Origin of the sequence: Bordetella sp. H567 (assembly GCF_001704295.1) — a bacterium.
Lineage (GTDB): Bacteria > Pseudomonadota > Gammaproteobacteria > Burkholderiales > Burkholderiaceae_B > Bordetella_C.
This window is the reverse complement of the sequence record NZ_CP012334.1, coordinates 3,047,526-3,072,565: the sequence shown is the minus strand read 5'-3', so window position 1 is coordinate 3,072,565 and position 25,040 is coordinate 3,047,526. Positions and strand designations below refer to the sequence as shown.

Here is a 25,040-nt window from a genome sequence, read left to right as displayed (position 1 = left end):
TGTCTTTCCGCGCCGGAGCCAACATGAACAAAGAGATCATCCACACCCAGGACGCCCCGAAGGCCGTCGGACCCTATTCGCAGGCCGTCGCCGTGACCGGCGCTAGGACGGTCTACCTCTCGGGCCAGATCGGCCTGGAACCCCATAACGGCGAACTGGTGTCCGAGAGCTTCGAAGGGCAGGTCAAGCAGGCCTTCGCCAATATGCTCGCGGTGGCGGAGGCCGCCGGCGGCACCAAGGAAAACGTGGTAAAGCTCACGCTGTTCCTGACCGACCTGGGCAAGTTCGGCACGGTCAACACCATCATGGCCGATATCTTTCCCCAGCCCTATCCCGCGCGTTCCACGGTGGGCGTGGCCAGCCTGCCCAAGGGCGCCCAGTTCGAGGTGGAAGCCGTCGTCGTTCTCTGAAGGGCACGTTTCGCAGTTCCTGAACGGTATCCCACGACACCATGCCTGCCGCCACGGCCCCGGGCAAAGCGCGCGCATCCGCGGCGCAGGCCGCGTCGCCGCCGCGCGGCGATGCCATCACGCGCCGCCTGCACGCCCTGGGGCTGGTGGAACCGGCCGACCTGATCCTGCACCTGCCGCTGCGCTACGAGGACGAAACCCGTATTACGCCGATTGCCACGCTGCGCCCCGGGTTCGCCGCCCAGGTCGAAGGCGAAATCACGCGCTGCGAGGTGCAGTACCGGCCGCGCCGCCAGTTGACGGCGGCCATCGCCGACGACAGCGGCGAACTGCAATTGCGCTGGCTCAATTTCTATCCCAGCCAGCAGCGCCAGCTGGCGGTGGGCCGCCGGCTGCGCGCGCGCGGCGAAATACGCGGCGGCCTGTTCGGACGGGAAATGGTGCATCCGCGCATGGCCAGCGCCGATGCGCCGCTGGCCACCGCGTTGACACCGGTCTATCCGACCACCGAAGGCCTGCACCAGACCGTGCTGCGCAAGGCCATCGGGCAAGCATTGGCGCAGGCCGACCTTGCCGACACGCTGCCACCCGCGGTGCGCGAGCGCTATGGCCTGGCGCCGTTCGACGAGTCCATACGCATATTGCACGCGCCGCCGCCGGGCGTGTCGGAGCACGAACTGGTCGAACGCGCGCATCCCGCATGGCGGCGCATCAAGTTCGACGAACTGCTGGCCCAGCAGCTCTCGCTGGCGGCCGCGCGCGCGGCCCGGCGGTCGCACAAGGCCTTGCCGCTGGCGCCGTCCGGCAATGCCGGCGGCCTGGTCGCGCGCCTGTACGGCGCCTTGCCCTTCGCGCTGACCGGGGCGCAGCAACGCGTGGTCGCCGAGATCGCGGCCGACCTGGCCCGGCCCTTTCCCATGCATCGGTTGCTGCAGGGCGACGTCGGCAGCGGCAAGACGGTCGTCGCGGCCATCGCGGCGGCCCAGGCCATGGAGGCGGGCGCGCAGGTGGCCTTGATGGCGCCGACCGAAATCCTGGCCGAACAGCATTTCCGCAAACTCGTGGATTGGCTGCAACCCCTGGGCGTGCGGGTGGCCTGGCTGAGCGGCAGCGTGGGGGCGAAGGCGCGGCGCGAGGCGGCCGCCGCCGTGGCCGACGGCAGCGTGCAGCTGATCGTGGGCACCCAGGCCCTGATCCAGGAGCACGTGGCCTTCCAGCGCCTGGGCCTGTCCATCGTGGATGAACAGCACCGCTTTGGCGTGGGACAGCGCCTGGCCCTGAATCGCAAGGGCGAGTCGGCGCGCGGGCGCATCGTGCCGCATCAGCTGAACATGAGCGCCACGCCGATTCCGCGCACGCTGGCCATGACTTTTTTCGCCGACCTGGACGTGTCCGTTATCGACGAACTGCCGCCGGGACGCACGCCGGTGGTCACCAAGCTGGTGTCCGACGCGCGCCGCGAGGAGGTCATCGCCCATATCGCGCAGGCCGCGCGCGCGGGGCGCCAGGCATACTGGGTCTGCCCGCTGGTCGAGGAAAGCGAGGCGCTGGAATTGCAGACGGCGGTCGACACCTACGAGGCCATGCGCGCCGACCTCCCGGACCTGCGCATCGGCCTGGTACACGGGCGCCTGCCGCAGAACGAAAAGGCCGAGGTCATGCAGGCGTTCCGCGAAGGCCGCGTCGACGTACTGGTCGCGACCACGGTGATCGAGGTCGGCGTCGACGTGCCCAATGCCTCGCTCATGGTGATCGAACACGCCGAGCGTTTCGGCCTGGCCCAGCTGCATCAGCTGCGCGGCCGCGTGGGACGCGGCACCGCCGAATCGGTCTGCGTGCTGGTGTACCAGGCACCGTTGTCGCGTATCGCCCGCGAACGCCTGCGCGCGATGTTCGAGACCTCCGACGGTTTTGAAATCGCGCGGCGCGACCTGGTGCAGCGCGGGCCGGGGGAATTCCTGGGGACCCGGCAATCCGGCCTGGCGCTGCTGCGCTTTGCCGATATCGAGCTGGATGCGGCCATCGCGGAACAGGCGCGCGAGGCCGCCGCCTGGCTGCGCAAGGATCACGCCGACGCGGTGCAGGCGCACCTGGCGCGCTGGATGCGCGGGCGCGAGGATTTCCTGCGTACCTGAAGATCGTGACTCAACGCGCCGCGCGAGCGGCCATGATACGGAAGCCCGACCATGACTCTCACCGAACTCAAGTACATCGTCGCCGTGGCACGCGAACGTCATTTCGGCCGCGCGGCCGAGGCCTGTTTCGTCAGCCAGCCGACCTTGTCGGTGGCGATACGGAAACTTGAGGACGAACTGGGCGTGACGATTTTCGAGCGCGGCGGGGCGGAGGTGGGTGTCACGCCCATCGGCCAGCGCATCGTCGCGCAGGCGCAGAAGGTGCTGGAGGAAAGCGCCAGCATCAAGGAAATCGCCCGCCAGGGGCACGACCCGCTGGCCGGCCCCTTGCGCGTGGGCGTGATCCACACCATCGGGCCTTACCTGTTGCCGCGGCTGGTGCCGGTGCAGATCGAACGCACGCCGCAAATGCCCTTGCTGCTGCAGGAAAACTTCACCTTGCGCCTGGTGGAGCTGCTGCGCCAGGGCGAGATCGACTGCGCCATCATGGCCCTGCCGCTGCCGGAAGCGGGCCTGGTCATCCAGCCGCTGTATGACGAGCCTTTCCTGGTTGCCGTGCCCAGGGACCATCCGTGGGCGGATCGCACGGCCATCCCGGCGCAGGACCTGAAGCAGCAGACCATGCTGCTGCTGGGCAGCGGGCACTGTTTCCGCGACCAGGTACTGGAAGTCTGTCCGGAGCTGTCGCGTTTTTCCGCCGCCAGCGACGGTATCCAGCGCACCTTCGAAGGGTCCTCGCTGGAAACCATCCGCCATATGGTCGCGGCAGGCATCGGCATCACGGTGCTGCCGGTGACAGCCGTGCCGGAGAATCCCCCGGCCGACAGCCTGCTGCGCTACGTGCCGCTGGAAGAGCCGGTGCCGGATCGACGCGTGGTGCTGGCCTGGCGGCGCAGCTTCCCGCGGCTGGCCGCCATCGAAGCGCTCGCGCAGGCGGTCTATGCCACGCCCATGCCGGGCGTGCGCATGCTGGAAGGCCTGGCCGCCGCGCATCAGGACTAGGCCCGGTTCCACGCGCCACGGTTGCGTTCCTCCAGCGCGGCGCGCAAGGCGGCGGCCAGCTGTGGGTCGACGGCGTTTGCCATGCGCGTCCTAGGCGTGGTGTAAGCCGACCCGCGGGTCGCCTCGTAGGGATGGCCGTTGATGGAGATCTGCGAAGCGTCGTCGGCGCTGCCGATGCCGCTGTCGTCGGAGGCCACCGTGCTGGCGCGTTTTTGGACGCCGGCGTAGGGCGGCTCATCGATGTGCCTGCCGATGGCGGCGTCGGCGGGGCCATCGGTGGGCTGGTCGATGGCGGCGTAAATCGGCGCGTCGACGGGCTGGTCGATGGTCGCATAGATCGGTTCGTCGACGCGGCGGTCGATGGCGGCGTGGCCCGCTTCCTCAGGCACCGACTCCATCCCGGCCCTGCCCGGAAGCGCTCCGAATATGGCATAGCCGTTGCGGTCCACCGACTGCGTCGAACGGGTGCTGGCGCGCACCTCGCCACGCATCAGGGAAGGACGCCCGTCGATGCCGGCCAGGCCGGGTGCATCCCGCTGTGTTGCCATGATGCGGGGCGCGCGGCGTGCCACCGCCAGGTCCAGGCGTTCCCATATGCCGGTCTTGTGCAGGATATGTTCGATGGCGCCGTCGCGCCATTCGGCGGCGGCCCTGGCGGAGCAAAAGTGTGCAATGCCCAGGTCTTCCATGCCGGCTGCCAGGCGCGCATGCAGCGACGCCGTTTCGTTGGCCAGCGTGCGTGTCAGGTCGCGCACGATGTCGTAGCCCCGCGTCGTGCGCAGGAAGTAGGTACCCGTCAGCGCGGCGGCCGTGTCCGCGTTGGATTGATGGGTCAGCTTGCCTTGCCGGACGGCATCGCGGATCAGGCGTTCCAGCGTTTTCGCGGGCGGCCCGTTGACGGCGCGCGCTTCCGGGGTGTCGATCATGGCATGGAGAACACCGGCCTGGGCGAACAGCGTGGTCAGGAAGGGCGGCATCAGCGTGTCGCGCAGCGCCTCCATGCGCTTCTCCGCCTGGCCGCGCGCCGCGGCATATAGCTGGTCCACGAAGACCTGCGTGTTCATCGGGGCTGGGGCCGGGGCGGTGGCTGCGGGCTGGGCTTGCACGCTCGGACGGCGATCGCCGCCGCGCAGTAATCGCGCCAGCCGCCGGCGCAGCGTCGACGTCCCGGCGTCGATGGGCTGTGTTGCCGGCGCGTCGAGCGCAGCCGCGGCAGCGGACGTTATGGCCGACATCGCCGTGGCGCTTGCCGCGGGCATCGTCGTGGCGTCGGCCGCGGAGCGTGCCCCGGAGGCCGCCCTCGACGTGAACGGCAAAGTCGCCGCGACGTCCACCGTCCGGATCGACGTGGCACGGGTGGCCGAGTCTGCCGCCGGCGCCCTCGCCAGTGCCGCGATCAAGGCTTTCAATTCCCGGTTGTCCAACTCTTCCAGTGCGGCGTCCAGCAGTGTCCGGACGTCCACCTTGCCATCCTCCAGCATGCCGATCCGGTCGCGCAAGACTTCCGTCTGGCGGGCAAGCGCGGGGCCGCTCACCGTGTCCGCCGTGGCGGATGGCGACGCGCACCAGCTTTTCAGCAAGGGCGTGGCACTGCGCCTGGCCGAGGTGGCGCGCACGGCGGTCCAGATCTCGTCCAGCAGCCTGTCGCTGGCGGCACGTTCGGCGTCGTCCGCGACAACGGACCCCGGGTTGGCCGCGCCGCCGGCGCGCGCGCACAATACGCCGCTGTTCAGCGCCTGCAGGTCGCGATCCTTCAGACGCATCGTCTCGTCCTTGAGCAGCGCCTGCCATACGCCCTGGGCCGCGTTGCCGTGGACAGCCTGCAGGGCCGCGTATGCGCCGTTCAGCGCGCGCAGCTTGTGGCCCGACAAGGACTTGTCGCCGCTTTGCCGGCACGCCGTCAGCATCTTGATGATCTGGCGCTGCGCGTCCGCGCCGGCGTTTTTCATGCGCTTGAGCACCTGGGAATGCAGAGGACGGTTGGGAGCCCCGAAGGGATCGGAGGCCGTGCGCAGATTGCCGGGATGCGGGGCGCGGCGGGGCTGCGCCTGTCGCGACCCGACAGCGGGTGTGGCGCCTTGCGACGGCGAGGCGGCAGTTGGAATGTCCGCGGCCCGCAGCCGATGGATCTCGCCCAGGATGCCGGTCTCTTCCAGCACTGCCTGCATCAGCGACTGGCGCAGCGCGGCGATTTCGTTGGGCGTGGCATGGTTCGCCAGCCCCTTTTCGTCCAGCGCCCGCTGGATGACTTGGGCAAGCGGGTCCAGTCGGCTCCTTAACCCATGGATCAGCGGCGCGCGTTCGCCGGCGGGCGCGGCGGCCGTACCCAGCGCCTCGTTCGCGGCCTGCTCCAGCAGCATCTTCACCGCTTCGGCCGGGGAAGCCTGCAAAACCGCCACGCCGTCGCCGTGCGCCAGGCCGTGGTCCCGCCAGCGCTGCGCGCTGTCATGCAGGATGCCGGCATCCCGGAACAGGCCGGCCTGCGCCTGGCGTGCCCAGCCTGGCACGCAGGCCTGCAGTTCTTCGTGCAGCACCTTGCGGGCCGCGCCGGCTAATCCATCCAGCAGCACATCGAGTGCGGCGGCCAAGCCCTGCCGCGTCGCGGCAGGCGCGTGGGCATAAGACTCCTCGGCATGGTGGGCGAGCCAAAAGTCCAGCGCATCGCATTTGCGCATCAGCTGGGCGCGCAGCCCCTGCGCGTCGTCCCGCCCCGCGTTGCCCAGGTCGCGCAGCAGTTTCGGCAACAGCGGGTCGCCGGGCGCCGCGCCGCGGTTCGCCTCGTGCATCAGCTTCACGGCTGGGTAAAGAAAGTCGGCAGGATCCTGTTCCTGGGGGCGCAGCATCTTCATGCCGTTCAGCAGGCTGACCAGTTCATCCACCATCTGCCCCGATAGCACGATCCGCCCGTCGCCGGCCTGGTACGCCTGGCCGATCGCCTGGACCTGCCGGGCGGACGCTTCCAGCGCCGTGGCCGTGTCCAGCGCGCAGCGGACGGCATCGGGCGCCGATCCGGCCCGGTGTGGTTTATTCAGGGGGCCTTGGCGCAGCTTGATCAAGCCTTTGTAGCGCTGCTTGGCCTGCCGGCGACCTGTATTTTCCGGCAGGTAGGCGCGGATGGTCTGGTCGACCAGTACGTCGCGCAGCGAGGCATGGACCTTGGTCTGGTCTTGCAGTTTGGCTTCGCTGCGCTCGAGCGCCGCCAGGTCGCCGGCGTCGGGCGCGCGTCCCGTGTTGGCCTGCAGATGCCGGCTTGCCTCGGCAATGCGGTCGCGGCAGCGCGCGGCCTTGTTTACACGCGCTTGGTGCTCGCCGCGCAGCAGGGTGAACGGTGCGCGGGAGGCGGCATGCGTGCCTCCCGGCCATTTGTGTATACGCTTTGCCACGCCCTGGACCGCCTTGAAGCCAGGGCCCTGGACACGGCAGGAGGGTTGGATCGACTGGGACGAGGTGACGAGGGTGAGGGGAGCCGCGCTGGCTCCAGTAATGGGAGGCATGTTGCGTTGTATCGGTGTGGGCGGGTAGCCCGGCCAGTCTGGTTGGTGCAGGGCGGATAGCCCAGCCAGTCTAGATGCGTGCTCGCCTGGCATCCATAAGCGCAACGGTGCGTGCCGCGCCGATTTGGCGCCGGGTCTTGTAGGGATCAGCCTGCGCGCCAGGGGCACGGGCCGTCCGGGACGCGCGTGCATGCCATTGCGGCCATGGGATTATTCTCAGGCGCGCGCGATTGCCGGAATGCGCCGCATCGGCGCGCTGACGCGCCACGCGGCGCGGCGGCGCAGCGCGCGCAGTATCTTCAGGCCGTCCGGCCAGTCGCCGAAGCCGGCCGCCGCATTGATGTGGCCGGCGCCGGACAGCACGACGATGCGGCTGCCCCAGTGGTGGGCGAAATCGCGCGCCCGGGGCAGGGCGCAGCAGGGATCATTGTCGCTGGCGACGACCACGCTCTGGAAGCCGAGCGAACGCGTCGGGATGGGGCCGAACGACGCCAGGCCGGGCGCCGCGCCAGGGCGCTCGATGTCCGCCGGCGCCACCAGCAGCGCGCCGGCCACGCGGCCGTGCAGCGCCGTCGGCAGGGCAACCGAGGCGATGCACCCCAGGCTGTGGGCGATCAGCAAGGCCGGCCAGGGCGCGGCCTCCACGCAGGCGGCCACGGCGCCGATCCAGTCGTCCGGGTTGGGGTTTTCCCAGTCCCGCTGGGACACCCGCACGGCGTGCGGCAGGCTGTGCTGCCACAGGGTCTGCCAGTGATCGGGGCCGGAATTCCGCCAACCCGGGACGATGATGGGTTGAAATCGCATGGGGCGATAATGCCCCGTGGCCCTCATTGCGCAAACGACTTAATTTGCGATTGGTTATATGCCTTCCGTTATATAAATGAGGCGTTGAAACCTGGCATTGCACCGTTTAAAAGGACCTGGCCGATATTTGCCGGGCTCGTTCGCGGCCGCCATGAATCGGTCCCGCTTTACGGTATCCTTTGGACCCTTTCGCCGGCCCGTGGCCGGTGGAATCGCCCCTGGCGGACCACGAGTCCACCATTTGGCATGGAGCGCAACAGGAGATGAAGATGAAAAAACACCATCGTTTGGCGGCCATGGCCGCGCTCGCACTCACGGCCGGCATGCTGGCCACCCCGGCACAGGCCCAGGCGATCGCGATCAAGATCGCCGTGGTGGGCCCCACCACCGGTGCCGTCACGCAATACGGCGACATGGTGCGCGAAGGCGTCCACACGGCCATCGAGCAGGTCAATGCCGCGGGCGGCGTCAACGGACGCAAGCTGGAAGCCGTGGTTATCGACGATGGCTGCGAGCCCAAGCAGGGTCCGACGGCGGCCAACCGGGTGGTGAACGAAAAGATCGGCTTCGTCGTGGGCGGGGTGTGCTCGGGCGCCACGATCGCCGCGGCTCCCATCTATGAGCAGGAAGGCGTCGTCATGGTGACGCCGTCGGCCACCGCCCCGGCCCTGACCGACGGCAAGAAGTACAACTTCATCTTCCGCACCATCGGCCGCGACGATCAGCAAGGGCCCGCGGCGGCGGCCTACATCGTCGACAAGATCAAGCCCAAGAAGGTCGCGGTCCTGCACGACAAGCAGTCGTATGGCCAGGGCATCGCCACCTCGGTCAAGAACCAGCTGGAAAAGGCCGGTATTCCCGTGGCGGTGTTCGAGGGCATCAATGCCGGCGACAGCGATTATTCGGCGGTGATCACCAAGCTGAAGAGCGCGAACGTCGACTTCGTCTATTACGGCGGTTATCACCCGGAACTGGGCCTGTTGATGCGGCAGGGCGCGGAACAAGGGCTGAAGGCCCGCTTCATGGGCCCGGAAGGCGCGGGCAATCCGGACATCAACGCGATCGCCGGGCAGGCCGTGGAAGGCATGCTGCTGACGCTGCCGGCCGATTTCTCCCAGGATCCCAAGAACACGGAACTGGTCAAGGCGTTCAAGGATAAGCAGCGCAATCCGTCCGGCGCTTTCCAGCTGACGGCCTACACGGCCACGATGGCCATCGTCGACGGCATCAAGGGCGTGGGCGCGGCCGATCCCACCAAGGTGGCGGCATGGCTGCACAAAAACAGCATCGAGTCGCCCATCGGTAAGGTATCGTGGAACTCGCAAGGCGATTTGAACAGCTTCGCCTTCAAAGTGTACGAGTGGCACCAAGACGGTTCGCATACGCCGGCGCCATAAACCGGCGGCGCGGCGCGAGGGCACACGGACGGGGCCCCCGCGCCGCGCCGACAAGTCGGCTTGCTGGCCCCCAAAGGGGGCCGTTTTTGTCTTGGGACGGCCCAGCGACAAAAGGGGCCCCCCACGCGGCGCCGACAAGTCGGCTTGCTCCCCCCCAAGGGGGCCGTTTTTTGTCTTGGGACGGCCCGGCGACAAAAAGGAGACTTTATCCATGAGTAGTGGCGACGCAGTACCCCCCACCGTCCGGCCGGATTTCATGCCGTACGAAGCGTTCGACAGCGCCGAGGCCGCGGTCACGCGCCTGATCGAGATCTACGAGCGCAACACGGCCTATTTGCGCGCCGGCCTGCAGCGCATCACCCATGGCGACGAGATGCAGGGCGTCCGCGTGCGGGCCTGCTATCCCAGCGTGCGCATCGCGGTCCATACCTACGACCCCGTGGACAGCCGGCTGTCGTACGGCCACGTGGCCGAACCCGGCGTCTACCAAACGACCATCACGCAGCCGGGCCTGTTCAAGGATTATCTGCTCGAGCAGATCGGCCATCTGCTGCTGAACCACAAGGTGCCGGTGGAAGTCGGGGAATCCCACGTGCCCATCCCGCTGCATTTCGCCTTTCCAAACGGCGCCTATATCGAAGGCGAGCACCTGGAGGGCCTGAAGCGGCCGCTGCGAGACATCTTCGACGTGCCGGACCTGGCGATCACGGACGATGCGATCGTCAACGGCACCTGGCACGGCCGCAGCAACGAGCCGCGTCCACTGGGCCCGTTCACGGCGCCGCGCGTGGATTATTCGCTGCACCGGCTGCAGCACTACACCGCCACCGCGCCGGCGCACTTCCAGAACTACGTGCTGTTTACCAACTACCAGTTCTACGTCGACGAATTCTGCGCCCGCGCGCGTGCCATGCTCGCGGCCGGCGAAGGCGATTACGACGCCTTGATCGAGCCCGGCAACCGCGTCACGCGGCGCGGCGAGCCGATCGCCGCGGATGCCGCGCCGGGCCGGCTGCCGCAGATGCCCGCCTATCACCTGACCCGTGCGGACCACTCCGGCATCACGCTGGTCAATATCGGGGTGGGGCCGTCGAACGCCAAGACGATCACCGACCACATCGCCGTGCTGCGTCCCCACGCCTGGCTGATGCTGGGGCATTGCGCGGGCCTGCGCACCTCGCAGCGCCTGGGCGACTACGTGCTGGCGCATGGCTATGTGCGCGACGACCACGTGCTGGACGCGGACCTGCCCACCTGGGTGCCGGTGCCGCCCCTGGCCGAAGTGCAGGTGGCGCTGGAACAGGCCGTGGAGGAAGTCGCGGGGCTGTCGGGATGGGACTTGAAGCGCATCATGCGTACCGGCACGGTGGCGACGATCGACAACCGCAATTGGGAATTGCGCGACCATACGGAGCCGGTCCAGCGATTCGCGCAATCGCGCGCCATCGCCCTGGACATGGAATCGGCCACCATCGCGGCCAACGGTTTTCGCTTCCGGGTACCCTACGGCACCTTGCTCTGCGTGTCCGACAAACCGCTGCACGGGGAGCTGAAGCTGCCGGGAATGGCGACGGCGTTTTACCGGCGCCAGGTAGGCCAGCATCTGGAAATCGGCATCCGCGCGCTGGAGCGCCTGCGCGAGATGCCGCCGGAACGCCTGCATTCGCGCAAGCTGCGCAGCTTCATGGAGACCGCGTTCCAGTGATGGCGACGCGCGGCCTCATGGGGCGGCGTGCTCGCGCGGCCATCGCCGTGCGTCTTCAGGGATACGGCATTCTTCCGGCATCGCCGCCAGCCATCATGAAGGCAGTGTTCCGGCGGTAATGTCGCACCGCGCCTCGCCGGCTTCCAGCCGCAGCGGGGTGCCGGGCGGCAGCGCCGCCAATGCCTGCCATCCGGCCTCGTCCACGACCGCGATCGGCACATCGACGCCATACAGTTCCGAGGCAACGATGCAGCCCAATGCCACGATCAGGTCGCGTTCGCGCATCACGATGGCCGCGGGGCCGGTGCCGTTGCGGATGGCTTCCGCCAGCACGCTGCTGCTGGAGCTCGATCCCTTGGCCCGCGCCATCAGCAGGAACGTGCCCCGCAGCGCCAAGCCGAATTGCGGATGGCGCGGTTCGACGATGGTGCCGGCCTGCGCGTCGTAGCCGCCCCAGAAGCTGAGCGGTTCGTCCAGCACGAGCAAGCCGCCCGCGCCGATACCCGGCACGATGGCGATACCGGAGCAGGATGCCGAGGATACCGGCCCGGCGGCGGCGCGCGCCACGCCCCGCGCGGCCGCCACACCGGCGCCAGTGGCCCCGCCGGGTGCCGCGCCGATTGCCGAGTCGGTCGCCGAGTCGATTGCCGAGTCGATCCCCGAGTCGATAGCCGAGCCGATTGCCGACCCGATTGCCGTGCCGATAGCCGAGTCGACGGCGTCGTGGCCGTCCCCCGTCGCCATGGGCGATGCGGTACACGGTACATCCGCTTCGTCAAAACACACCTTTCCCTGCCGGGCCGAGCGCACGCATTCGCGCAGGCTGCCGTAGGCCACTTGTACGCCGATATTGGCGGGCGCATAGTGCGCCCATTTGCCGGAATTGGTCATCACCAGGCCCTGCGTCTGCCGCATGATGGGGGTGATATAGGTGCAGGTGTCCGTGACGAACTGCACGCCCGCGGCGCGCAGGCGGTCGGCCCGTCCCGAGGCTTCGAGCTCCCAAAGGATGTAGCGGCTGGTATTGACGTAGAAATCCACGGCGAAGCGGTCCGCCGAGTCGGCCAGCAGCGCTTCCAGTGCGGCGCATTCGGCCAGCGAGAAATGCGGCGTGCCCACGCTCACGGCGGCCAGCGGTGCGCCGGGCGCCGCCTGGTTCAGCATGGCTCGCACGTCGCGCAAGTCCTCGCGGCCGACGGCGATGGTCCGCGCCGTGGGGCCGCCGGCCAGCGCCGCTTCCAGCGTGGGCGCTTCCGGTGTGATCCCCACGGCGTGGAAGAGGGCGATGGCGCCGCTGGACGCGGCGGCGGCGCCCAGGGCCTTGAGCTCGTCTTCCGTCGTATCGGCGGGCAGGCCCGTGACAGCCGGCACCGCGCCGCCGGCGCGCTGGCCGATCAAAAGGCCCAGTGCCGCGTACCAGATGTCGCGGCTGGCCGGGTCGCGCGGGAAATCGTCGCCCAGCGCGAATACGATGCCGGCGCGGCGGTTTTCCGGCAGATGCAGGCCGCAGCGCGGCGCGCGGCCGGTCAGCGCGGCACACAGGTCCATGAAGTCGCCATAGCGGTTGGTGCGCGCGCCCAGGACGGAATTGGCGAAGACGATGGCATTGGATTCGGCCCAGGCGATCTGCTGGCCCAGCCGTGGCCGTCGCGCCAGCTGGTAGGGTGCGCAGGTGAACGTCGATTCGCAGCCCAGCTCGACATGGGCCTGCATCAGCCGAGTGCCCGCGCTGCGCAGCGCGTCGTCGCCGCGGAACAGTTCCGGATGAATAAGGTCCATGGAGCCCACGTTCAGCGTGGTGGGGACCACGACCTTGCCGCCACCCTGTACCAGCCTTTCGACGAAATCCAGGCTGGCCTGCCCGTGGTACAGGCAGCCGTCGATATGGGCGCTTTCGATATCGATGAGGCTGTCCGCGCCCATGACGGCGGCGGAGCGGACCAGCACCCGCATGGCCAACGCGGCCGCTGCCCCGCGGTCACCCTGGAGCAGGGCCTGGTCGTAGTCGGAAAGCGCGATCACGAGGAAGCTTCCTTGCGGCGGCGAAAGAGGGAATTGTAGTGATCTTCCCTGCTTGCCGGGCGGCAATGTCCCGCGTAACGTGAGGCAACAACGACCGTGTGCGCAGCCCGCGTTCCATGTGCGCAGCCCGCGTTCCAGGAGACACCCGTCATGCAATCCTTCGCTTTTCATGCCGCCAAATCCGTCATCGTGGCGCCGGGCTCGGCCGGCCAGCTGGCGGACCACGTAACGCGCCTGGGCGCGCGGTCGGTGCTGGTGGTCACGGACCCCGGCGTCGCGCGCGCGGGGCTGGTGGAGCCCGTGCTGCAGGCCTTGCGCGGCGCCGGGCTGTCGGTGTCGTGCTTTGCCGACGTCGAGCCCGAACCGCCGGTGGCGGTGGTGCTGCGCGCGGCGGACCAGGCGCGCGCCAGCGGTGCCGAATGCGTGGTGGGCTTCGGCGGCGGCAGTTCGCTGGACGCCGCCAAACTGGCCGCCTTGCTGGCGGCCGGGGACAGCCGGCTGGAAGACATCTATGGCGTGGACAAGGTGCGTGGCGGCCGCCTGCCCTTGATTCTGGTCCCCACGACGGCGGGCACGGGGTCGGAGGTGACGCCCATCGCCATCGTCACGACCGGCGAAAACATGAAGCAGGGCGTGGTCTCGCCGGTGCTGTTGCCGGACGTCGCGCTGCTGGATGCCGACCTGACGCTGGGCCTGCCCGCGCCGGTTACCGCCGCGACGGGCATCGACGCCATGGTCCACGCCATCGAGGCCTATACCAGCAAGCGCCTGAAGAACCCGCTGTCCGACAGCCTAGCCCGTGAAGCGCTGCGGCTGTTGTCGGCCAATATCCGGCGCGCCTGCCGCACGCCTTCGGACCGGGAGGCGCGCCAGGCCATGCTGGTCGGGGCCTGCATGGCCGGCATGGCCTTCGCCAACGCGCCCGTGGCCGCCGTGCATGCGCTGGCCTACCCGGTGGGCGCGCGCTTCCACGTACCGCACGGCCTGTCCAACTCCCTGGTGCTGGGCCCGGTGCTGCGCTTTAACCTGCCGGCCGCGCTGCCCTTGTACGCCGAACTGGCCGAGCAGGTACTGCCCCACGCGGCCGGGTCGCCGGAAGCGCGCGCCGCCGCGCTGATCGAGACCCTGGAAGCCTTGCCAGCCGACCTGGGCCTGCCGGCGCGGCTGTCGCAAGTGGGTATCGGCCCGGCGGACATCGGCCTCCTGGCCGACGATGCCATGCGGCAGACCCGCCTGCTGGTCAACAACCCCCGCGAGGTGTCCCATGCCGACGCGGCGGCCCTGTATCGCCAGGCACTCTGAAAAGTATCTCAAAAAAAGAATCTGAATCGCGCTAGCATTCCCATCGGAGAATCTGGAAATCCGATGGAAATCGCCGAACTCGAAATCTTCCGCGCCGTCGCCCAGGAGTAGAGCGTCACCCGCGCCGCCAAGCGCCTCCGACGCGTGCAGTCGAACGTGACCACGCGTGTCAAGAACCTGGAAGAGGACCTGGGCGCCGCGCTGTTCCAGCGCGGCGGCAAGCGCATGACCTTGACGCCGGAAGGCCAGCGTTTGCTGGATTATGCCGAACGCATCCTGGCGCTCACCGCCGAAGCACGCCAGGCCGTGCGCGACGAAGCGCCGCGCGGGCCCTTGCGCCTGGGATCGATGGAAGCGGCCGCGGCCAGCCGCTTGCCGACCGTGCTGGCCAGCTTCAATCGCAAATGGCCCGCGGTACACATCGAGATCAAGACCGGTACCACGCAGGCGCTGGCCGACGCCGTCAGCGCGCATCGCCTGGACTGCGCCATCGTCGCGCATCCGGGCCAGGGCCGCCCCGAACAGGCGGACATGGCACGGTTGGGGCCGGACCTGGAGGGCAGCTATCTGTTTTCCGAGCGGCTGCTGCTGGTAGCGCCGCCCTCGCATCCACGCATCCGGCGCGCGCGCGATGTGCGCGTGCGCAATATCGCGGCGTTCGGCCAGGGCTGCACGTACCGCAGCTGCATCGACGACTGGCTGGCGCGGGACGGCGACAGCCTGGACGGCTGGGGCATCATGGAGCAAGGCTCCTACGCCTCCATCCTGGCGTGCGTCATGGCCGGCACGGCGGTGGCGGCGGTCCCGCAATCCGTATTCGAGATGCATCCGGCCGCGGCCGGCGCGTCCACCACTTATTTGCGCACGGTCAATAGTTTCCTGATCCGCCGTTCCGGGTTTGGGACATCCGCCTACAACGCCTTCTACGAGGAGATGCGGCGCGCCGCGGCCTGAGCCGGCCGGACGGCGGCACCGCCGCGCCATCGAGCACAAGCGCCCGTTCGCGACCTTCTTCCCACTCATCGCCAGCCAAGGAGCCCATCATGCCCGCCCGTATCCGAACTCCGCTCACCGAGCGCCTGGGAATATCCACGCCCATCATCCAGGCCCCCATGGCCGGCGTGACCACGCCCGCGCTCGCGGCCGCTTCGGCCAATGCCGGCGCCTTGGGATTCCTGGGCGTCGGCGCGATGACGGCGCCGGTGGCGCGCAAGGCGATCGCCGATACGCGTGCCCTGACGCAGCGGCCCTTCGGCGTGAATGTGTTCTGCCATCGTCCCGCCGTCGCCAATGCGGCGGTCGAGGCGGCGTGGCTGTCCTACCTGGCGCCGGCGTTCCGGGAATTCGGCGCCGAGCCGCCCACGGCATTGGGGGAAATCTACAAAACCTTCGTCAACGACGATGCGATGCTGGACGTCTTCCTGGAAACGCGTCCCGCGGTGGTGGGGTTTCATTTCGGCCTGCCCGACGCATCGCGCATCCGCGCGCTGCGCGACGCCGGCATCTACCTGATGGCCAGCGCCACCAGCGTGGAAGAGGCACTGCGCATCCAGGACGCCGGCATCGACGCGATCGTGGCACAGGGCTATGAAGCCGGGGGCCACCGTGGCGTGTTCGACCCCGAGGCGCGCGACGAGCGCCTGGGCACCTTCGCCTTGACCCGCCTGCTGGCGCGCCGCGTCGACGTGCCGGTGGTGGCGGCCGGCGGCATCATGGACGGCGCGGGTATCGCCGCGGTCCTGGCCCTGGGGGCACAGGCGGCGCAACTGGGCACGGCCTTCGTGGGCTGTCCGGAATCCTCCGCCGATGCGGCATTCCGCGCCGCCTTGACCGATACGCGGGCGGTCACGGCCATGACCGCCGCCATATCCGGGCGCCGCGCGCGTGGCTTGTACAACCGGCTGATGCAGCTGGGCGAAGCGCACGACAGCCCGGCCGTACCGGATTATCCGATCGCCTACGATGCCGGCAAGGCGTTGAACGCGGCGGCCAAGGCCCGCGGCAACAGCGATTTTGCCGCGCAATGGGCAGGGCAAGCGGTCAGGTTGTCGCGCGCTTTGCCGGCCGGCGAGCTGGTGGCGGTGCTGGACACGGAACTGCAGGAGGCCTTGCGCGGCCTGGGCGCGTTGGCGGCATAGCCGTCGAGGGAAGAGCGCCCGGCGGTGTCGGGCTTTGCCGGGCAAGATGCCGCCAAGCAGCCTTGCGACGCATGGCCCGCGGCCGATCGCCTATTCGCTGCCGTTGGAATCGAAGTGCCCCAGCAGGTCGCGCAGCATCGGGCCGATGGCGCGCAACTCCTCGAAATGGGCGGCGGACAAGGCATCCAGTTTGTCCTGCGCGGCCTGCGTCAGGCCCACGTGTACCTTACGTCGGTCGACCGCGTCAGATTGCCGCTGGACCATGTCCATGCGTTCCAGGCGGTTGATGAGCTCGCCGGCGCTGTGCGGGCGCAGCAGCAACCAATCCGCGATTTCCCCGACTGTCATCGTTTCCCCGGGTGCGGCCTTGATGGCCAGCAGGGCCTGGTGCTGCTGCGGCGTCAGGCCCCGTTCGGCGGCCGCACTTTCGCTGAAGGCGGTGAATTGCCGCAAGGCGAAGCGCAAGCGCGCGAGCGCAACGAAGTCCGCCTCGCGCAGGTGGCGCGAGGTGCCGGCGTCGGATCGCCGCGGTAACTGCGGGGCCAGGCGGGGAAGGGGAGAACGCGACATGCCGGCTATGGTACAGCGAGTTCATGCTCGCCCGCTGGCCTCCGCCACGGCCTGGCAGGCCGCGCAACGGATGGCCGTGGGCAAGGCGAACAGGCGGGCCTGCGGGATGGCCCCCTGGCAGTCGATGCAGATGCCGTACTCGCCCTGGGCCAGGCGCGCCAGCGCGCGGTCGACATTGGCGACCGTGTGGCGGTCGATTTCCATTTCGGCCCACCGTACTTCTTCCTGGCGGCGCGGTTCGGCGATATCGGCGGGATCGCCGGGCTCCTGGCGCGCATCGGCATCGTCCTTGCCGGGATCGCCACCGCCGTGCGCTTCCTGAAGTGCGCGAGCCCGGATATCGCGCAATCGTTGCGCCAGGGCGCCGAGCTCCGCGGCGGATAGATGGGACATGGCCTCGCTCCTTGTTCACGACAATTATTGTCCGCCGGTCGGGGCGCGACAGGCTTGACGGCGGTCAACATCCCTTGCGGGCCGGGCATGGAGGCATATCAAATAGCGTTCCAGGGCGGGCCCATGCAGCACGCCACGCAAGGCGCGGGTATCGTCCGCGATGGACGAGCAGGAATGGGCGCCGTTGCGCATACGGCGGCCGCCCGGGTGCATGTCGGTGAACATGGCGCGTACCGGCGCGCGGCCCGCGGTAGGCGCCGATCGCGGCCTGGCCATGGCCGCGTGGCGCGTAGGGGATGCCCTACAAAAACTGTCCCGGAAACGCCGATAGAGACAACGCGAGCCGGCGGGCACAATGCTGTTCATCTGCTGACGGCGTGTCGCTTCGCGCCGCCGATGCGACCCGCCAACAACATCCCAGCGTGGAGCCCGCCATGGAAACCCTACAGACCGACGCGCTTGCTTTTTCCGAGTTCATGACCGGACTGACGCCGTCGCAGGACGCCAGGGTTTCAAGCGCGGCGCCGGCGCGCGTTCCCTGCGAAGGCTGTGGAGCCCGCCGGCTCTGCCAGGCGGCTCAGCTATGCCGCGGCGGCGACGATAGGCCCGTGTCGCTTCCCGTCTGCGCCCGCAAGGTCAAGGCCGGCGAAGCCGTCTATCGCGCCGGCGACCCCTTGCGCAACCTGTACACGTCGCGTGCGGGAACCAGCAAGAGCATCCGGCTCTATCGCGACGGGCGTCAGCAGATCACCGGGTTTCAACTGGGCGGCGAATTCCTCGGCATGGACGCCATCGCGACGGGACGCCACCAGACCGAGGCCATCGCGCTTGAGGATATGGTGGTGTGCGTGCTGCCGTATCGGGAGATCGAGGCCCTGGCCGATGCCTACACCGACGTGCGCCGGGGCATGGAGCGCATGCTCAGCCAGGAAATCGTGCGTGAAGCCGGACTGCTGATGCTGATGGGCAACCTGAGCGCCGAAGAGCGGGTCGCCGCATTCCTGGTGGATCTATCGGACCGCTATGCCGAACGCGGCTATTCCGCGCTTGCCTTCACGTTGCGCATGAGCCGCGAGGAAATCGGTTCGCACCTGGGCATGAAGCTCGAAACCGTCAGCCGCATGTTTTCCCGCCTGCAGCAGCGCGGCCTCATCGCCCTGCATGGCAAGGACGTACGGATCCTCGACTTGCCGGCACTCCGGCTGGTGTAAGGCAAGGGCGCCACGGCCGGGTGTCGTGGCGGGCCGTGCCAGGATGGTGTCGCCCGAGCCGGCGGTACAGGCGCAATTCAGCCGCGCCTGGCTACAGTGGGCTCTTTTTTCGGGCATGCCGACTCCCGCCATTTCCGACGCTGTACCGACGTTTGCGGGCGAGCAATGGCTTGCCCTGGGGCGCGCGCTACACAAGGCGGGCCAGCACGCCGAAGCGGTGAAGGCCCTGCAGCGGGCGGCCGCGCAGCTACCGTTGGATCTCGATGTCTATCGTGCGCTGGTCGATGCGCTGGACGCCAGCGGCCAGGTGGCCGACGCCGCGTCGGCCCGTATCGGCATCGATGCCATCGAACGGCGGCGTGCGGTGGACCTGTTCGAAATCGGCCGCGTGTACGCCCGGCATCGGCAGTGGGACGCCGCCGGCCACTGGCTCGAGCGCGCCCTGATCATCGATCCCGGCCTGCTGGCGGCGCACATCTGCATGGCCTGGGTGCTGAGGCAGCTGGGCCGCCAGACCGAACACAGCCGGCATGTCCATCGCGTCTATCGGCGACAGGCCGCCTTCATCCAGGCCAAATCGTCCGCGCGGCGCCGCACTGTCCTGATCTTGTGCTCGAGCGGATACGCCAATGTGCCGTTCCGGCATCTGCTGCCGCCAGCGCTGAACCGGGTGGTCCGCTGGGTCGTCGATCTGGGCGTGGTCGGTATCGCGCACGCACGCAGCCGCGGCCTGCCGCCCCACGACATCGCGTTCAACGTGGTGGGCGACGCCGACCTGGGCGCGGCATGCCGGGAAACGCTGGCGCGCTTCGCCGCCACGGCGCGCACGCCGCTGCTTAACCGGCCGGATCGCATCGAGCGTACGACGCGCGAGCGGATCGGCGCCTTGCTGGACGGAATCGCCGGCATCCATGTTCCCGCCACGGTCCGCTGGGACCGGGCGCACGGCCCCGCCGCGGCCGTGCATGCGGCGATCGCGGCGCGCGGCCTGGACTATCCGGTCATCGTGCGCCCGGTGGGCGGCCATGGCGGCCAGGACGTGGTGCTGCTGGATTCGCCCGTGGATGGGTCCACGCTGCCGTCGATGGGCGAAATGTATATGACGGCCTACCGGGATTACCGGTCCGCCGACGGCTACTACCGCAAGTACCGCGTCATCTTCATCGACCGCGAGCCGTATCCGTATCATCTGGCCATCGGCAGCCAGTGGCTGCTGCATTATTTTTCGGCCGACATGTTGTCCGGCGCGTGGAAGCTGGAGAAAGAGCGCCGCTTCCTGGACGATCCCGAGCATGTCCTGGGCGCGCGGGCCTGGGCCGCGCTGCGCGCCATCGGCGCGCGCATGGACCTGGACTATTGCGGCATCGACTTCGCCCTGTTGCCCGACGGCCGCGTGCTGGTGTTCGAAACCAATGCGACGATGCTGGTGCATCCGGAGGTCGAGGAAGACGGGCTGCGCTTCAAGAACGCCTATATCCAGAACATCCTGGATGCGTTTCATGGCCTGATGACGCGCCGGATTCGCGTTCATTCCTCCTGATCGCCGGCCGCAAAGGACCGCGGATGTGGGCGAACGGCGGGACTAAGCCGCACGACATACGCGCCCCGCACCGGATCCCCGCCGCCCCGGCGGCGCGCGGGCCTTCGTGCTCCGCGGCCGCGAAAGCAAATGTTAGGGGCGCGTAAGCGACGCATGCGGCGGAGTAAATTGGCACATCACCACAACCGGTCCATGCGGGCCGAGGCTGTGTGCGACATGGGTCCGTCCGATCGCGGTGACGCTGTCCGCCTTTTCTTCCTGATCGTCGTGCTGTCGATCTTGATGGGCGGCAGCCTTTATATCCTGCGGCCCTTCATTCCCGGGTTGATCTGGGCGACCACCATCGTGGCGGCGTCCTGGCCGCTGCTGCTGATCGTGCAGCGCCGCTTGGGCAATCGGCGATGGCTCGCCGTCACGGTCATGATGGCCGGCCTGGTGGTCGTGATCGTCTTGCCGCTGTACCAGACCATCGCCACCCTGGCGGACCAGGCTAACCGGATCACCGCCGCGATACGCAATCTGCCGACGTATGCCTTGCTGCCACCGCCACACTGGGTGCACGACATCCCCCTGGTCGGCCATCGCATGTCGACGGAGTGGCAAAGATTGTCGGATGCGGGCCCGGGGGGCCTGCTGGCGCGGATGGAGCCCTATCTGACGGCGGGCGTGCGGTGGATGATGGCCAATGTCGCGGTGCTGGGGCAGTTCCTGATCCACATGCTGGTGACGCTGATTTTTTCCGGCATCCTGTACGCGCGGGGCGAAGCCGCCGCGGCTTTCGTCACGCGGCTGGCCGTGCGCCTGGCGGGCCCGGCGGGTGAGGGCGCCATCCGGCTGGCGGGCCAGGCCGTACGCGCGGTGGCATTGGGCGTCGTGCTGACCGCGGTCGTCCAGGCCGCGCTGGGTGGGGTGGGGCTCTGGGTGGCCGGCGTGCCGGCGGCGGGCATCCTCACGGCCGTCATGCTGCTGCTGTGCGTGGCGCAGATCGGGCCCTTGCTGCCGATGGCGGTGGGCGTGATCTGGCTATACCGGCTGGACGCCAACGTGGCCGCGACGCTGCTGCTGCTGTGGTCGCTGTTCATCGGCACGATGGACAACGTCATGCGGCCGTTTCTGATCAGCCGGGGCGTGCAGCTGCCCCTCTTGCTGATCCTGTGCGGCGTGGTGGGCGGCCTGTTGGCGCTTGGCCCTGCGGGCCTTTTCATCGGTCCGGTCATCCTCGCCATCACGCAAGTCATGTTGCGTTCCTGGGTGGACGGCGGGGCTTTGGCTCAGGATATCCCGGCGCCTTCCCCTGTCGTCGAACCCACGCATACCCCTGCGGCGGATACGGCGTCGCTGGAAGGCATGGAGGCCATGCAAGTCGCCAGGGCAGCGCCGGAGCGGCACGGCGAACCATCGGCACTGCCTTGAGCCGCGCCCCGCGTCGCTGACGCGACAAGCGCCATCTTCCCCGCGTCGGGCGTCGGATGCGACAAGCGCGACCTTGCCCCGCCGCGGCGGGTGTGCGTGCTTCGTGATCAAGCCGCGCGAACGTAGTCGGGATACCGCTTGCAGATATCTTCCACCTGGCTGAGCGTGCCCGACAGGTGTTCCCGCAGGGCTTGCTGCGCGCGCGGTGCGTCCTGCGCGACGATGGCGTCGAGCACACGCTGGTGGTCCTGCAGGATGCGTTCGGCCTTGCCGGCCTCCGGCAGGTGCAGGCGGCGCAGGCGGTCGACGTGGCCGCTGTAGCGCTGCTCCAGCTCCCACAGCCCCGACACGCCGGCGGCTTCGTGCATTTCGCGGTGGAAGGCCTGGTCGGCCGCGATGAACGCCGCGTATTCGTTGGCCGCCAGGCTGGCGCGCTGCAGGTCGATATGGGCTTGCAGGCGGGCGGCCAGCAGGGCGTCCGCGCGTCCGGCCAGGATATGGACGATTTCCAGTTCCAGCGAGCGGCGCAGGAAGTGCGCCTGGCGCGCCGCGGCGATATCGATGCGGCTGACCTCGGTGGTGTGCTGCGGAAAAATATCGACGAGTCCTTCCTCGCTCAGCCGCAGCAGGGCATCGCGGATCGGCGTCTGGCTCAGGCCGAAGGCTTCCGCCAGCTCCGGGCGCGACAGCACCGTGCCGGGCGCGAGCTCCAGCGACACGATCAATTCGCGCAGTTTCTCGAAGACCTGCGGCGCCGCATGGCGCGAACGGTCCAGGCGCAGGGTGGAGAGGATTTCCGTCAGGGACATGGATCTGCTAGGTGGCCGGCGCCCGGCCGTCATGGCTGGCCGGGCCGCCGGGGTCGGGATATAAAGGGGTGCGGAATTGTAGCGGCCGCGCCGCGTTGACATACTAATACATTAGTGTTTCAATGCCAGCCGAGACAAGCCCCCACGTGCTGCCCGCCCCATTACACCTACACGAGTGGACTCCATGACACGTACTTACGAAAGCCTGCGCAGCGCGCGCTGGATGGCCAAGGACGACCTGCGTTCCTTCGGTCACCGATCCCGCATGATGCAGATGGGCTACGGACCGGACGATTGGGATGGCCGGCCCATCATCGCCATCATCAACACCTGGTCCGACCTGCAGCCCTGCCATATGCACTTCAAGGAACGCGTGGCGGACGTCAAGCGCGGCGTGCTGCAGGCGGGTGGCTTCCCGGTGGAGCTGCCGGCGCTGTCGGTATCGGAATCCTTCGTCAAGCCCACCACCATGCTCTATCGCAACATGCTGGCGATGGAGACGGAAGAACTGTTGCGCAGCCATCCGGTGGACGGCGCGGTGCTCATGGGCGGCTGCGACAAGACCACGCCGGGCCTGGTCATGGGCGCCATCAGCGCGGGCCTGCCCTGTGTCTACCTGCCGGCCGGCCCCATGCTGCGCGGCAATTGGAAGGGCAAGGTGCTGGGCTCGGGTTCGGACGCCTGGAAGCTCTGGGACGAGCGCCGCGCCGGCAATATCAGCAAGGTGGAATGGACGGAAGTGGAAGGCGGCATCGCGCGCAGCTACGGTACCTGCATGACGATGGGAACGGCCAGCACCATGACCGCCATCGCCGAAGCCATCGGCATGACGCTGCCGGGCGCGTCGTCCATTCCGGCTGCCGACGTCAACCACATGCGCATGGCCGCCGAATGCGGCCGCCGCGCGGTGGAGATGGTCTGGCAGGACCTGACCCCGCAAAAAATCCTGACGGTGGCGTCCTTCAAGAACGCCATCAATGTCGCCATGGCGATGGGCTGCTCCACGAATGCCATAGTGCACCTGGTCGCCATGTCGCGGCGCGCCGGCTGCGCGGTCGGGCTGGACGATTTCGATGCGGCCAGCCGCAAGGTGCCGGTCATCGCCAATATCCGTCCCAGCGGCGATACCTACCTGATGGAAGACTTCTATTACGCCGGCGGCCTGCCGGCGCTGATGAACCGGCTCAAGCAGCACCTGGACCTGTCCGCGATGACGGTCAACGGCAAGACGATCGGCGAGAACATTCAGGGCGCGGAGGTCTACAACGACGACGTCATCCGGCCGCTGGACAAGGCCATCTACGACGAAGGGGCGCTGGCCGTGCTGCGCGGGAACATCGCGCCGGACGGCTGCGTCATCAAGCCCAGCGCCTGCGCGCCCCAATACCTGCAGCACACCGGGCCGGCGCTGGTCTTCGACGACTACCCCAGCATGAAGGCCGCGGTGGAGGACGAGAACCTGGACGTCACCGCCGATCACATCCTGATCCTGCGCAATGCCGGCCCCCAAGGCGGCCCGGGCATGCCGGAGTGGGGCATGCTGCCCATCCCGACCAAGCTGGTCAAGCAGGGCGTGCGCGACATGCTGCGCCTGTCGGATGCGCGCATGAGCGGCACCAGCTATGGCGCCTGCATCCTGCACGCCGCCCCGGAGGCCTATATCGGCGGGCCGCTGGCGCTGGTGCGCACGGGCGACCTGATCACGGTGGACGTGCCGGCGCGCCGCATCCACCTGAACATCAGCGACGAGGAAATGGCCGCGCGGCGCGCCGCCTGGACGCCGCCGCCGCGCCGCTACGAGCGCGGCTACGGCTGGATGTATTCCAGGCACATCCTGCAGGCCAACGAAGGCTGCGATTTCGATTTCCTGGAAACGGAATTCGGCGCGCCGGTCTCCGAGCCCGAGATTTTCTAGGTTTTTCCTATCCGGCGCGCGGCCACCGCCGCGCGTCCCTCCACCGATTCCGGAGTCCCCGTGTCGCAACTCAAACCCGATACCAAGGCCAGGCTGGCGCAGGTCAGCACGGCCACGCTGTGCACGGCCCTGTTCAAGCGCGGCCTGCGCAACCAGTTCATCCAGAACGTGCATCCCCTGAACGGCGACCTGCCCAACATGGTGGGCGAGGCCTTCACGCTGCGCTATATCCCGGCGCGCGAAGACCTGAACCACATCAAGGTATTCGAGGATCGCACCCATCCGCAGCGCGTGGCGATCGAGACCTGCCCGGAAGGCGCGGTCATGGTCATCGACAGCCGCAATGATGCGCGCGCGGCGTCCGCCGGCTCCATCCTGGTCACGCGCCTGATGAAGCGCGGCGCCGCGGGCGTCGTCACCGACGGCGGCTTCCGCGATTCGCCCGAGATCGCCAAGATGGGCTTCCCCGCCTATCACCAGCGGCCGTCGGCGCCCACCAACCTGACCCTGCACCAGGCGCTGGACATCAACGTGCCGATCGGCTGCGGCGACGTCGCGGTGTTTCCCGGCGATGTGGTGGTCGGCGACGGCGAAGGCGTGGTCGTGATACCCGCGCATATGGCCGACGAGATCGCGGCCGAGGCCACCGAGATGACGGCATTCGAGGACTTCGTCGCCGAGCGCGTGCGCGAGGGCGCCTCCACGCTGGGGCTGTATCCGCCCACCGACCCGGCGTCGCGCGAGGCCTACGCCGAATGGCGCAAGGCGCGCGGGCGCTAG

At 68.6% G+C, this 25,040-nt stretch carries 18 protein-coding genes and 2 pseudogenes; 13 read left to right on the top strand and 7 right to left on the bottom strand.

Annotation, left to right across the window (positions count from 1 at the left end; genetic code table 11):
* Window positions 1–23: 23 nt before the first annotated feature.
* The 3 genes from AKI39_RS13805 to AKI39_RS13795 are packed head-to-tail and all read left to right on the top strand — an operon-like array spanning window position 24 to window position 3,547.
* The gene (locus AKI39_RS13805) at window positions 24–410 is read left to right on the top strand and encodes a Rid family detoxifying hydrolase (RefSeq protein ID WP_066636933.1); all 387 of its coding nucleotides are present in this window, start codon (window positions 24–26) and stop codon (window positions 408–410) included.
* 41 nt (window positions 411–451) lie between these two features.
* Window positions 452–2,545 carry an ATP-dependent DNA helicase RecG gene (recG, locus tag AKI39_RS13800; RefSeq protein ID WP_076879700.1) on the top strand — a complete coding sequence of 698 codons (2,094 nt, stop codon included), beginning with the start codon at window positions 452–454 and terminating at the stop codon, window positions 2,543–2,545.
* A gap of 51 nt (window positions 2,546–2,596) precedes the next feature.
* Window positions 2,597–3,547 carry a LysR substrate-binding domain-containing protein gene (locus AKI39_RS13795; protein WP_066636931.1) on the top strand — a complete coding sequence of 317 codons (951 nt, stop codon included), beginning with the start codon at window positions 2,597–2,599 and terminating at the stop codon, window positions 3,545–3,547.
* On the opposite strand, the gene AKI39_RS13790 is transcribed toward AKI39_RS13795, so the two are convergent.
* Both AKI39_RS13790 and AKI39_RS13785 read right to left on the bottom strand, forming a co-directional pair.
* Window positions 3,544–6,930, bottom strand: coding sequence for a hypothetical protein (locus AKI39_RS13790; RefSeq protein ID WP_066636929.1), 3,387 nt, complete (start codon window positions 6,928–6,930; stop codon window positions 3,544–3,546). The genes AKI39_RS13795 and AKI39_RS13790 overlap by 4 nt on opposite strands.
* A 327-nt stretch (window positions 6,931–7,257) precedes the next feature.
* The gene (locus AKI39_RS13785) at window positions 7,258–7,845 is read right to left on the bottom strand and encodes an RBBP9/YdeN family alpha/beta hydrolase (protein WP_066636926.1); all 588 of its coding nucleotides are present in this window, start codon (window positions 7,843–7,845) and stop codon (window positions 7,258–7,260) included.
* Between the two features lie 269 nt (window positions 7,846–8,114).
* On the opposite strand from AKI39_RS13785, the gene AKI39_RS13780 reads away from it, so the two are divergent.
* Window positions 8,115–9,242 (top strand): branched-chain amino acid ABC transporter substrate-binding protein, encoded by a 1,128-nt coding sequence (locus AKI39_RS13780; RefSeq protein WP_066642974.1) that lies wholly within the window; start codon window positions 8,115–8,117, stop codon window positions 9,240–9,242.
* 256 nt (window positions 9,243–9,498) lie between these two features.
* Window positions 9,499–10,947 carry an AMP nucleosidase gene (locus tag AKI39_RS13775; RefSeq protein ID WP_443103619.1) on the top strand — a complete coding sequence of 483 codons (1,449 nt, stop codon included), beginning with the start codon at window positions 9,499–9,501 and terminating at the stop codon, window positions 10,945–10,947.
* Window positions 10,948–11,040: 93 nt separating this feature from the next.
* On the opposite strand, the gene AKI39_RS25905 is transcribed toward AKI39_RS13775, so the two are convergent.
* Together AKI39_RS25905 and AKI39_RS25900 are read right to left on the bottom strand one after the other, a co-directional pair.
* The gene (locus tag AKI39_RS25905; protein WP_201258595.1) at window positions 11,041–11,691 is read right to left on the bottom strand and encodes an aconitase X swivel domain-containing protein; all 651 of its coding nucleotides are present in this window, start codon (window positions 11,689–11,691) and stop codon (window positions 11,041–11,043) included.
* Window positions 11,692–11,718: 27 nt separating this feature from the next.
* Window positions 11,719–12,969: pseudogene (locus AKI39_RS25900) on the bottom strand (aconitase X); the annotation flags it as partial.
* 150 nt (window positions 12,970–13,119) lie between these two features.
* On the opposite strand from AKI39_RS25900, the gene AKI39_RS13765 reads away from it, so the two are divergent.
* The 3 genes and pseudogenes from AKI39_RS13765 (at window position 13,120) to AKI39_RS13755 (ending at window position 16,409) form a co-directional block, all read left to right on the top strand.
* Window positions 13,120–14,271 (top strand): iron-containing alcohol dehydrogenase, encoded by a 1,152-nt coding sequence (locus AKI39_RS13765; protein WP_066636920.1) that lies wholly within the window; start codon window positions 13,120–13,122, stop codon window positions 14,269–14,271.
* A 63-nt stretch (window positions 14,272–14,334) separates the two neighbouring features.
* Window positions 14,335–15,225, top strand: a pseudogene (locus AKI39_RS13760) (LysR family transcriptional regulator).
* Window positions 15,226–15,314: 89 nt separating this feature from the next.
* The gene (locus tag AKI39_RS13755) at window positions 15,315–16,409 is read left to right on the top strand and encodes an NAD(P)H-dependent flavin oxidoreductase (RefSeq protein WP_066636917.1); all 1,095 of its coding nucleotides are present in this window, start codon (window positions 15,315–15,317) and stop codon (window positions 16,407–16,409) included.
* A gap of 90 nt (window positions 16,410–16,499) precedes the next feature.
* Here AKI39_RS13755 and AKI39_RS13750 read toward each other — a convergent pair whose 3' ends face one another.
* A complete protein-coding gene (locus tag AKI39_RS13750; protein WP_083228844.1) occupies window positions 16,500–16,979 on the bottom strand; it encodes a MarR family winged helix-turn-helix transcriptional regulator in 480 nt (159 codons plus the stop codon).
* A gap of 21 nt (window positions 16,980–17,000) precedes the next feature.
* Window positions 17,001–17,372 (bottom strand): TraR/DksA family transcriptional regulator, encoded by a 372-nt coding sequence (locus AKI39_RS13745; protein WP_066636914.1) that lies wholly within the window; start codon window positions 17,370–17,372, stop codon window positions 17,001–17,003.
* Between the two features lie 434 nt (window positions 17,373–17,806).
* Here AKI39_RS13745 and AKI39_RS13740 point away from each other — a divergent pair, with 434 nt between their 5' ends.
* The 3 genes from AKI39_RS13740 (at window position 17,807) to ydiK (ending at window position 21,536) form a co-directional block, all read left to right on the top strand.
* The gene (locus tag AKI39_RS13740) at window positions 17,807–18,583 is read left to right on the top strand and encodes a helix-turn-helix domain-containing protein (protein ID WP_235610648.1); all 777 of its coding nucleotides are present in this window, start codon (window positions 17,807–17,809) and stop codon (window positions 18,581–18,583) included.
* A 115-nt stretch (window positions 18,584–18,698) separates the two neighbouring features.
* The gene (locus AKI39_RS13735; protein ID WP_158515178.1) at window positions 18,699–20,123 is read left to right on the top strand and encodes a tetratricopeptide repeat protein; all 1,425 of its coding nucleotides are present in this window, start codon (window positions 18,699–18,701) and stop codon (window positions 20,121–20,123) included.
* Between the two features lie 216 nt (window positions 20,124–20,339).
* A complete protein-coding gene (ydiK, locus tag AKI39_RS13730) occupies window positions 20,340–21,536 on the top strand; it encodes an AI-2E family transporter YdiK (protein WP_066642952.1) in 1,197 nt (398 codons plus the stop codon).
* Window positions 21,537–21,643: 107 nt separating this feature from the next.
* On the opposite strand, the gene AKI39_RS13725 is transcribed toward ydiK, so the two are convergent.
* Window positions 21,644–22,345, bottom strand: a complete 702-nt coding sequence (locus tag AKI39_RS13725; RefSeq protein WP_066636910.1) for a GntR family transcriptional regulator — start codon at window positions 22,343–22,345, stop codon at window positions 21,644–21,646.
* A 184-nt stretch (window positions 22,346–22,529) separates the two neighbouring features.
* Here AKI39_RS13725 and araD point away from each other — a divergent pair, with 184 nt between their 5' ends.
* Both araD and AKI39_RS13715 read left to right on the top strand, forming a co-directional pair.
* Window positions 22,530–24,260, top strand: coding sequence for an L-arabinonate dehydratase (araD, locus tag AKI39_RS13720; RefSeq protein ID WP_066636902.1), 1,731 nt, complete (start codon window positions 22,530–22,532; stop codon window positions 24,258–24,260).
* A 60-nt stretch (window positions 24,261–24,320) separates the two neighbouring features.
* The gene (locus AKI39_RS13715) at window positions 24,321–25,040 is read left to right on the top strand and encodes a ribonuclease activity regulator RraA (RefSeq protein ID WP_066636899.1); all 720 of its coding nucleotides are present in this window, start codon (window positions 24,321–24,323) and stop codon (window positions 25,038–25,040) included.

Bases quoted from the DNA above. Each gene is read 5' to 3' on its own strand.
- AKI39_RS13805 (WP_066636933.1), top strand. From the start codon at position 24: ATGAACAAAGAGATCATCCACACCCAGGACGCCCCGAAGGCCGTCGGA.
- recG (WP_076879700.1), top strand. From the start codon at position 452: ATGCCTGCCGCCACGGCCCCGGGCAAAGCGCGCGCATCCGCGGCGCAG.
- AKI39_RS13795 (WP_066636931.1), top strand. From the start codon at position 2,597: ATGACTCTCACCGAACTCAAGTACATCGTCGCCGTGGCACGCGAACGT.
- AKI39_RS13785 (WP_066636926.1), bottom strand. From the start codon at position 7,845: ATGCGATTTCAACCCATCATCGTCCCGGGTTGGCGGAATTCCGGCCCC.
- AKI39_RS13780 (WP_066642974.1), top strand. From the start codon at position 8,115: ATGAAAAAACACCATCGTTTGGCGGCCATGGCCGCGCTCGCACTCACG.
- AKI39_RS13775 (WP_443103619.1), top strand. From the start codon at position 9,499: ATGCCGTACGAAGCGTTCGACAGCGCCGAGGCCGCGGTCACGCGCCTG.
- AKI39_RS25905 (WP_201258595.1), bottom strand. From the start codon at position 11,691: ATGGCGACGGGGGACGGCCACGACGCCGTCGACTCGGCTATCGGCACG.
- AKI39_RS13765 (WP_066636920.1), top strand. From the start codon at position 13,120: ATGCAATCCTTCGCTTTTCATGCCGCCAAATCCGTCATCGTGGCGCCG.
- AKI39_RS13755 (WP_066636917.1), top strand. From the start codon at position 15,315: ATGCCCGCCCGTATCCGAACTCCGCTCACCGAGCGCCTGGGAATATCC.
- AKI39_RS13750 (WP_083228844.1), bottom strand. From the start codon at position 16,979: ATGTCGCGTTCTCCCCTTCCCCGCCTGGCCCCGCAGTTACCGCGGCGA.
- AKI39_RS13745 (WP_066636914.1), bottom strand. From the start codon at position 17,372: ATGTCCCATCTATCCGCCGCGGAGCTCGGCGCCCTGGCGCAACGATTG.
- AKI39_RS13740 (WP_235610648.1), top strand. From the start codon at position 17,807: ATGGAAACCCTACAGACCGACGCGCTTGCTTTTTCCGAGTTCATGACC.
- AKI39_RS13735 (WP_158515178.1), top strand. From the start codon at position 18,699: ATGCCGACTCCCGCCATTTCCGACGCTGTACCGACGTTTGCGGGCGAG.
- ydiK (WP_066642952.1), top strand. From the start codon at position 20,340: ATGGGTCCGTCCGATCGCGGTGACGCTGTCCGCCTTTTCTTCCTGATC.
- AKI39_RS13725 (WP_066636910.1), bottom strand. From the start codon at position 22,345: ATGTCCCTGACGGAAATCCTCTCCACCCTGCGCCTGGACCGTTCGCGC.
- araD (WP_066636902.1), top strand. From the start codon at position 22,530: ATGACACGTACTTACGAAAGCCTGCGCAGCGCGCGCTGGATGGCCAAG.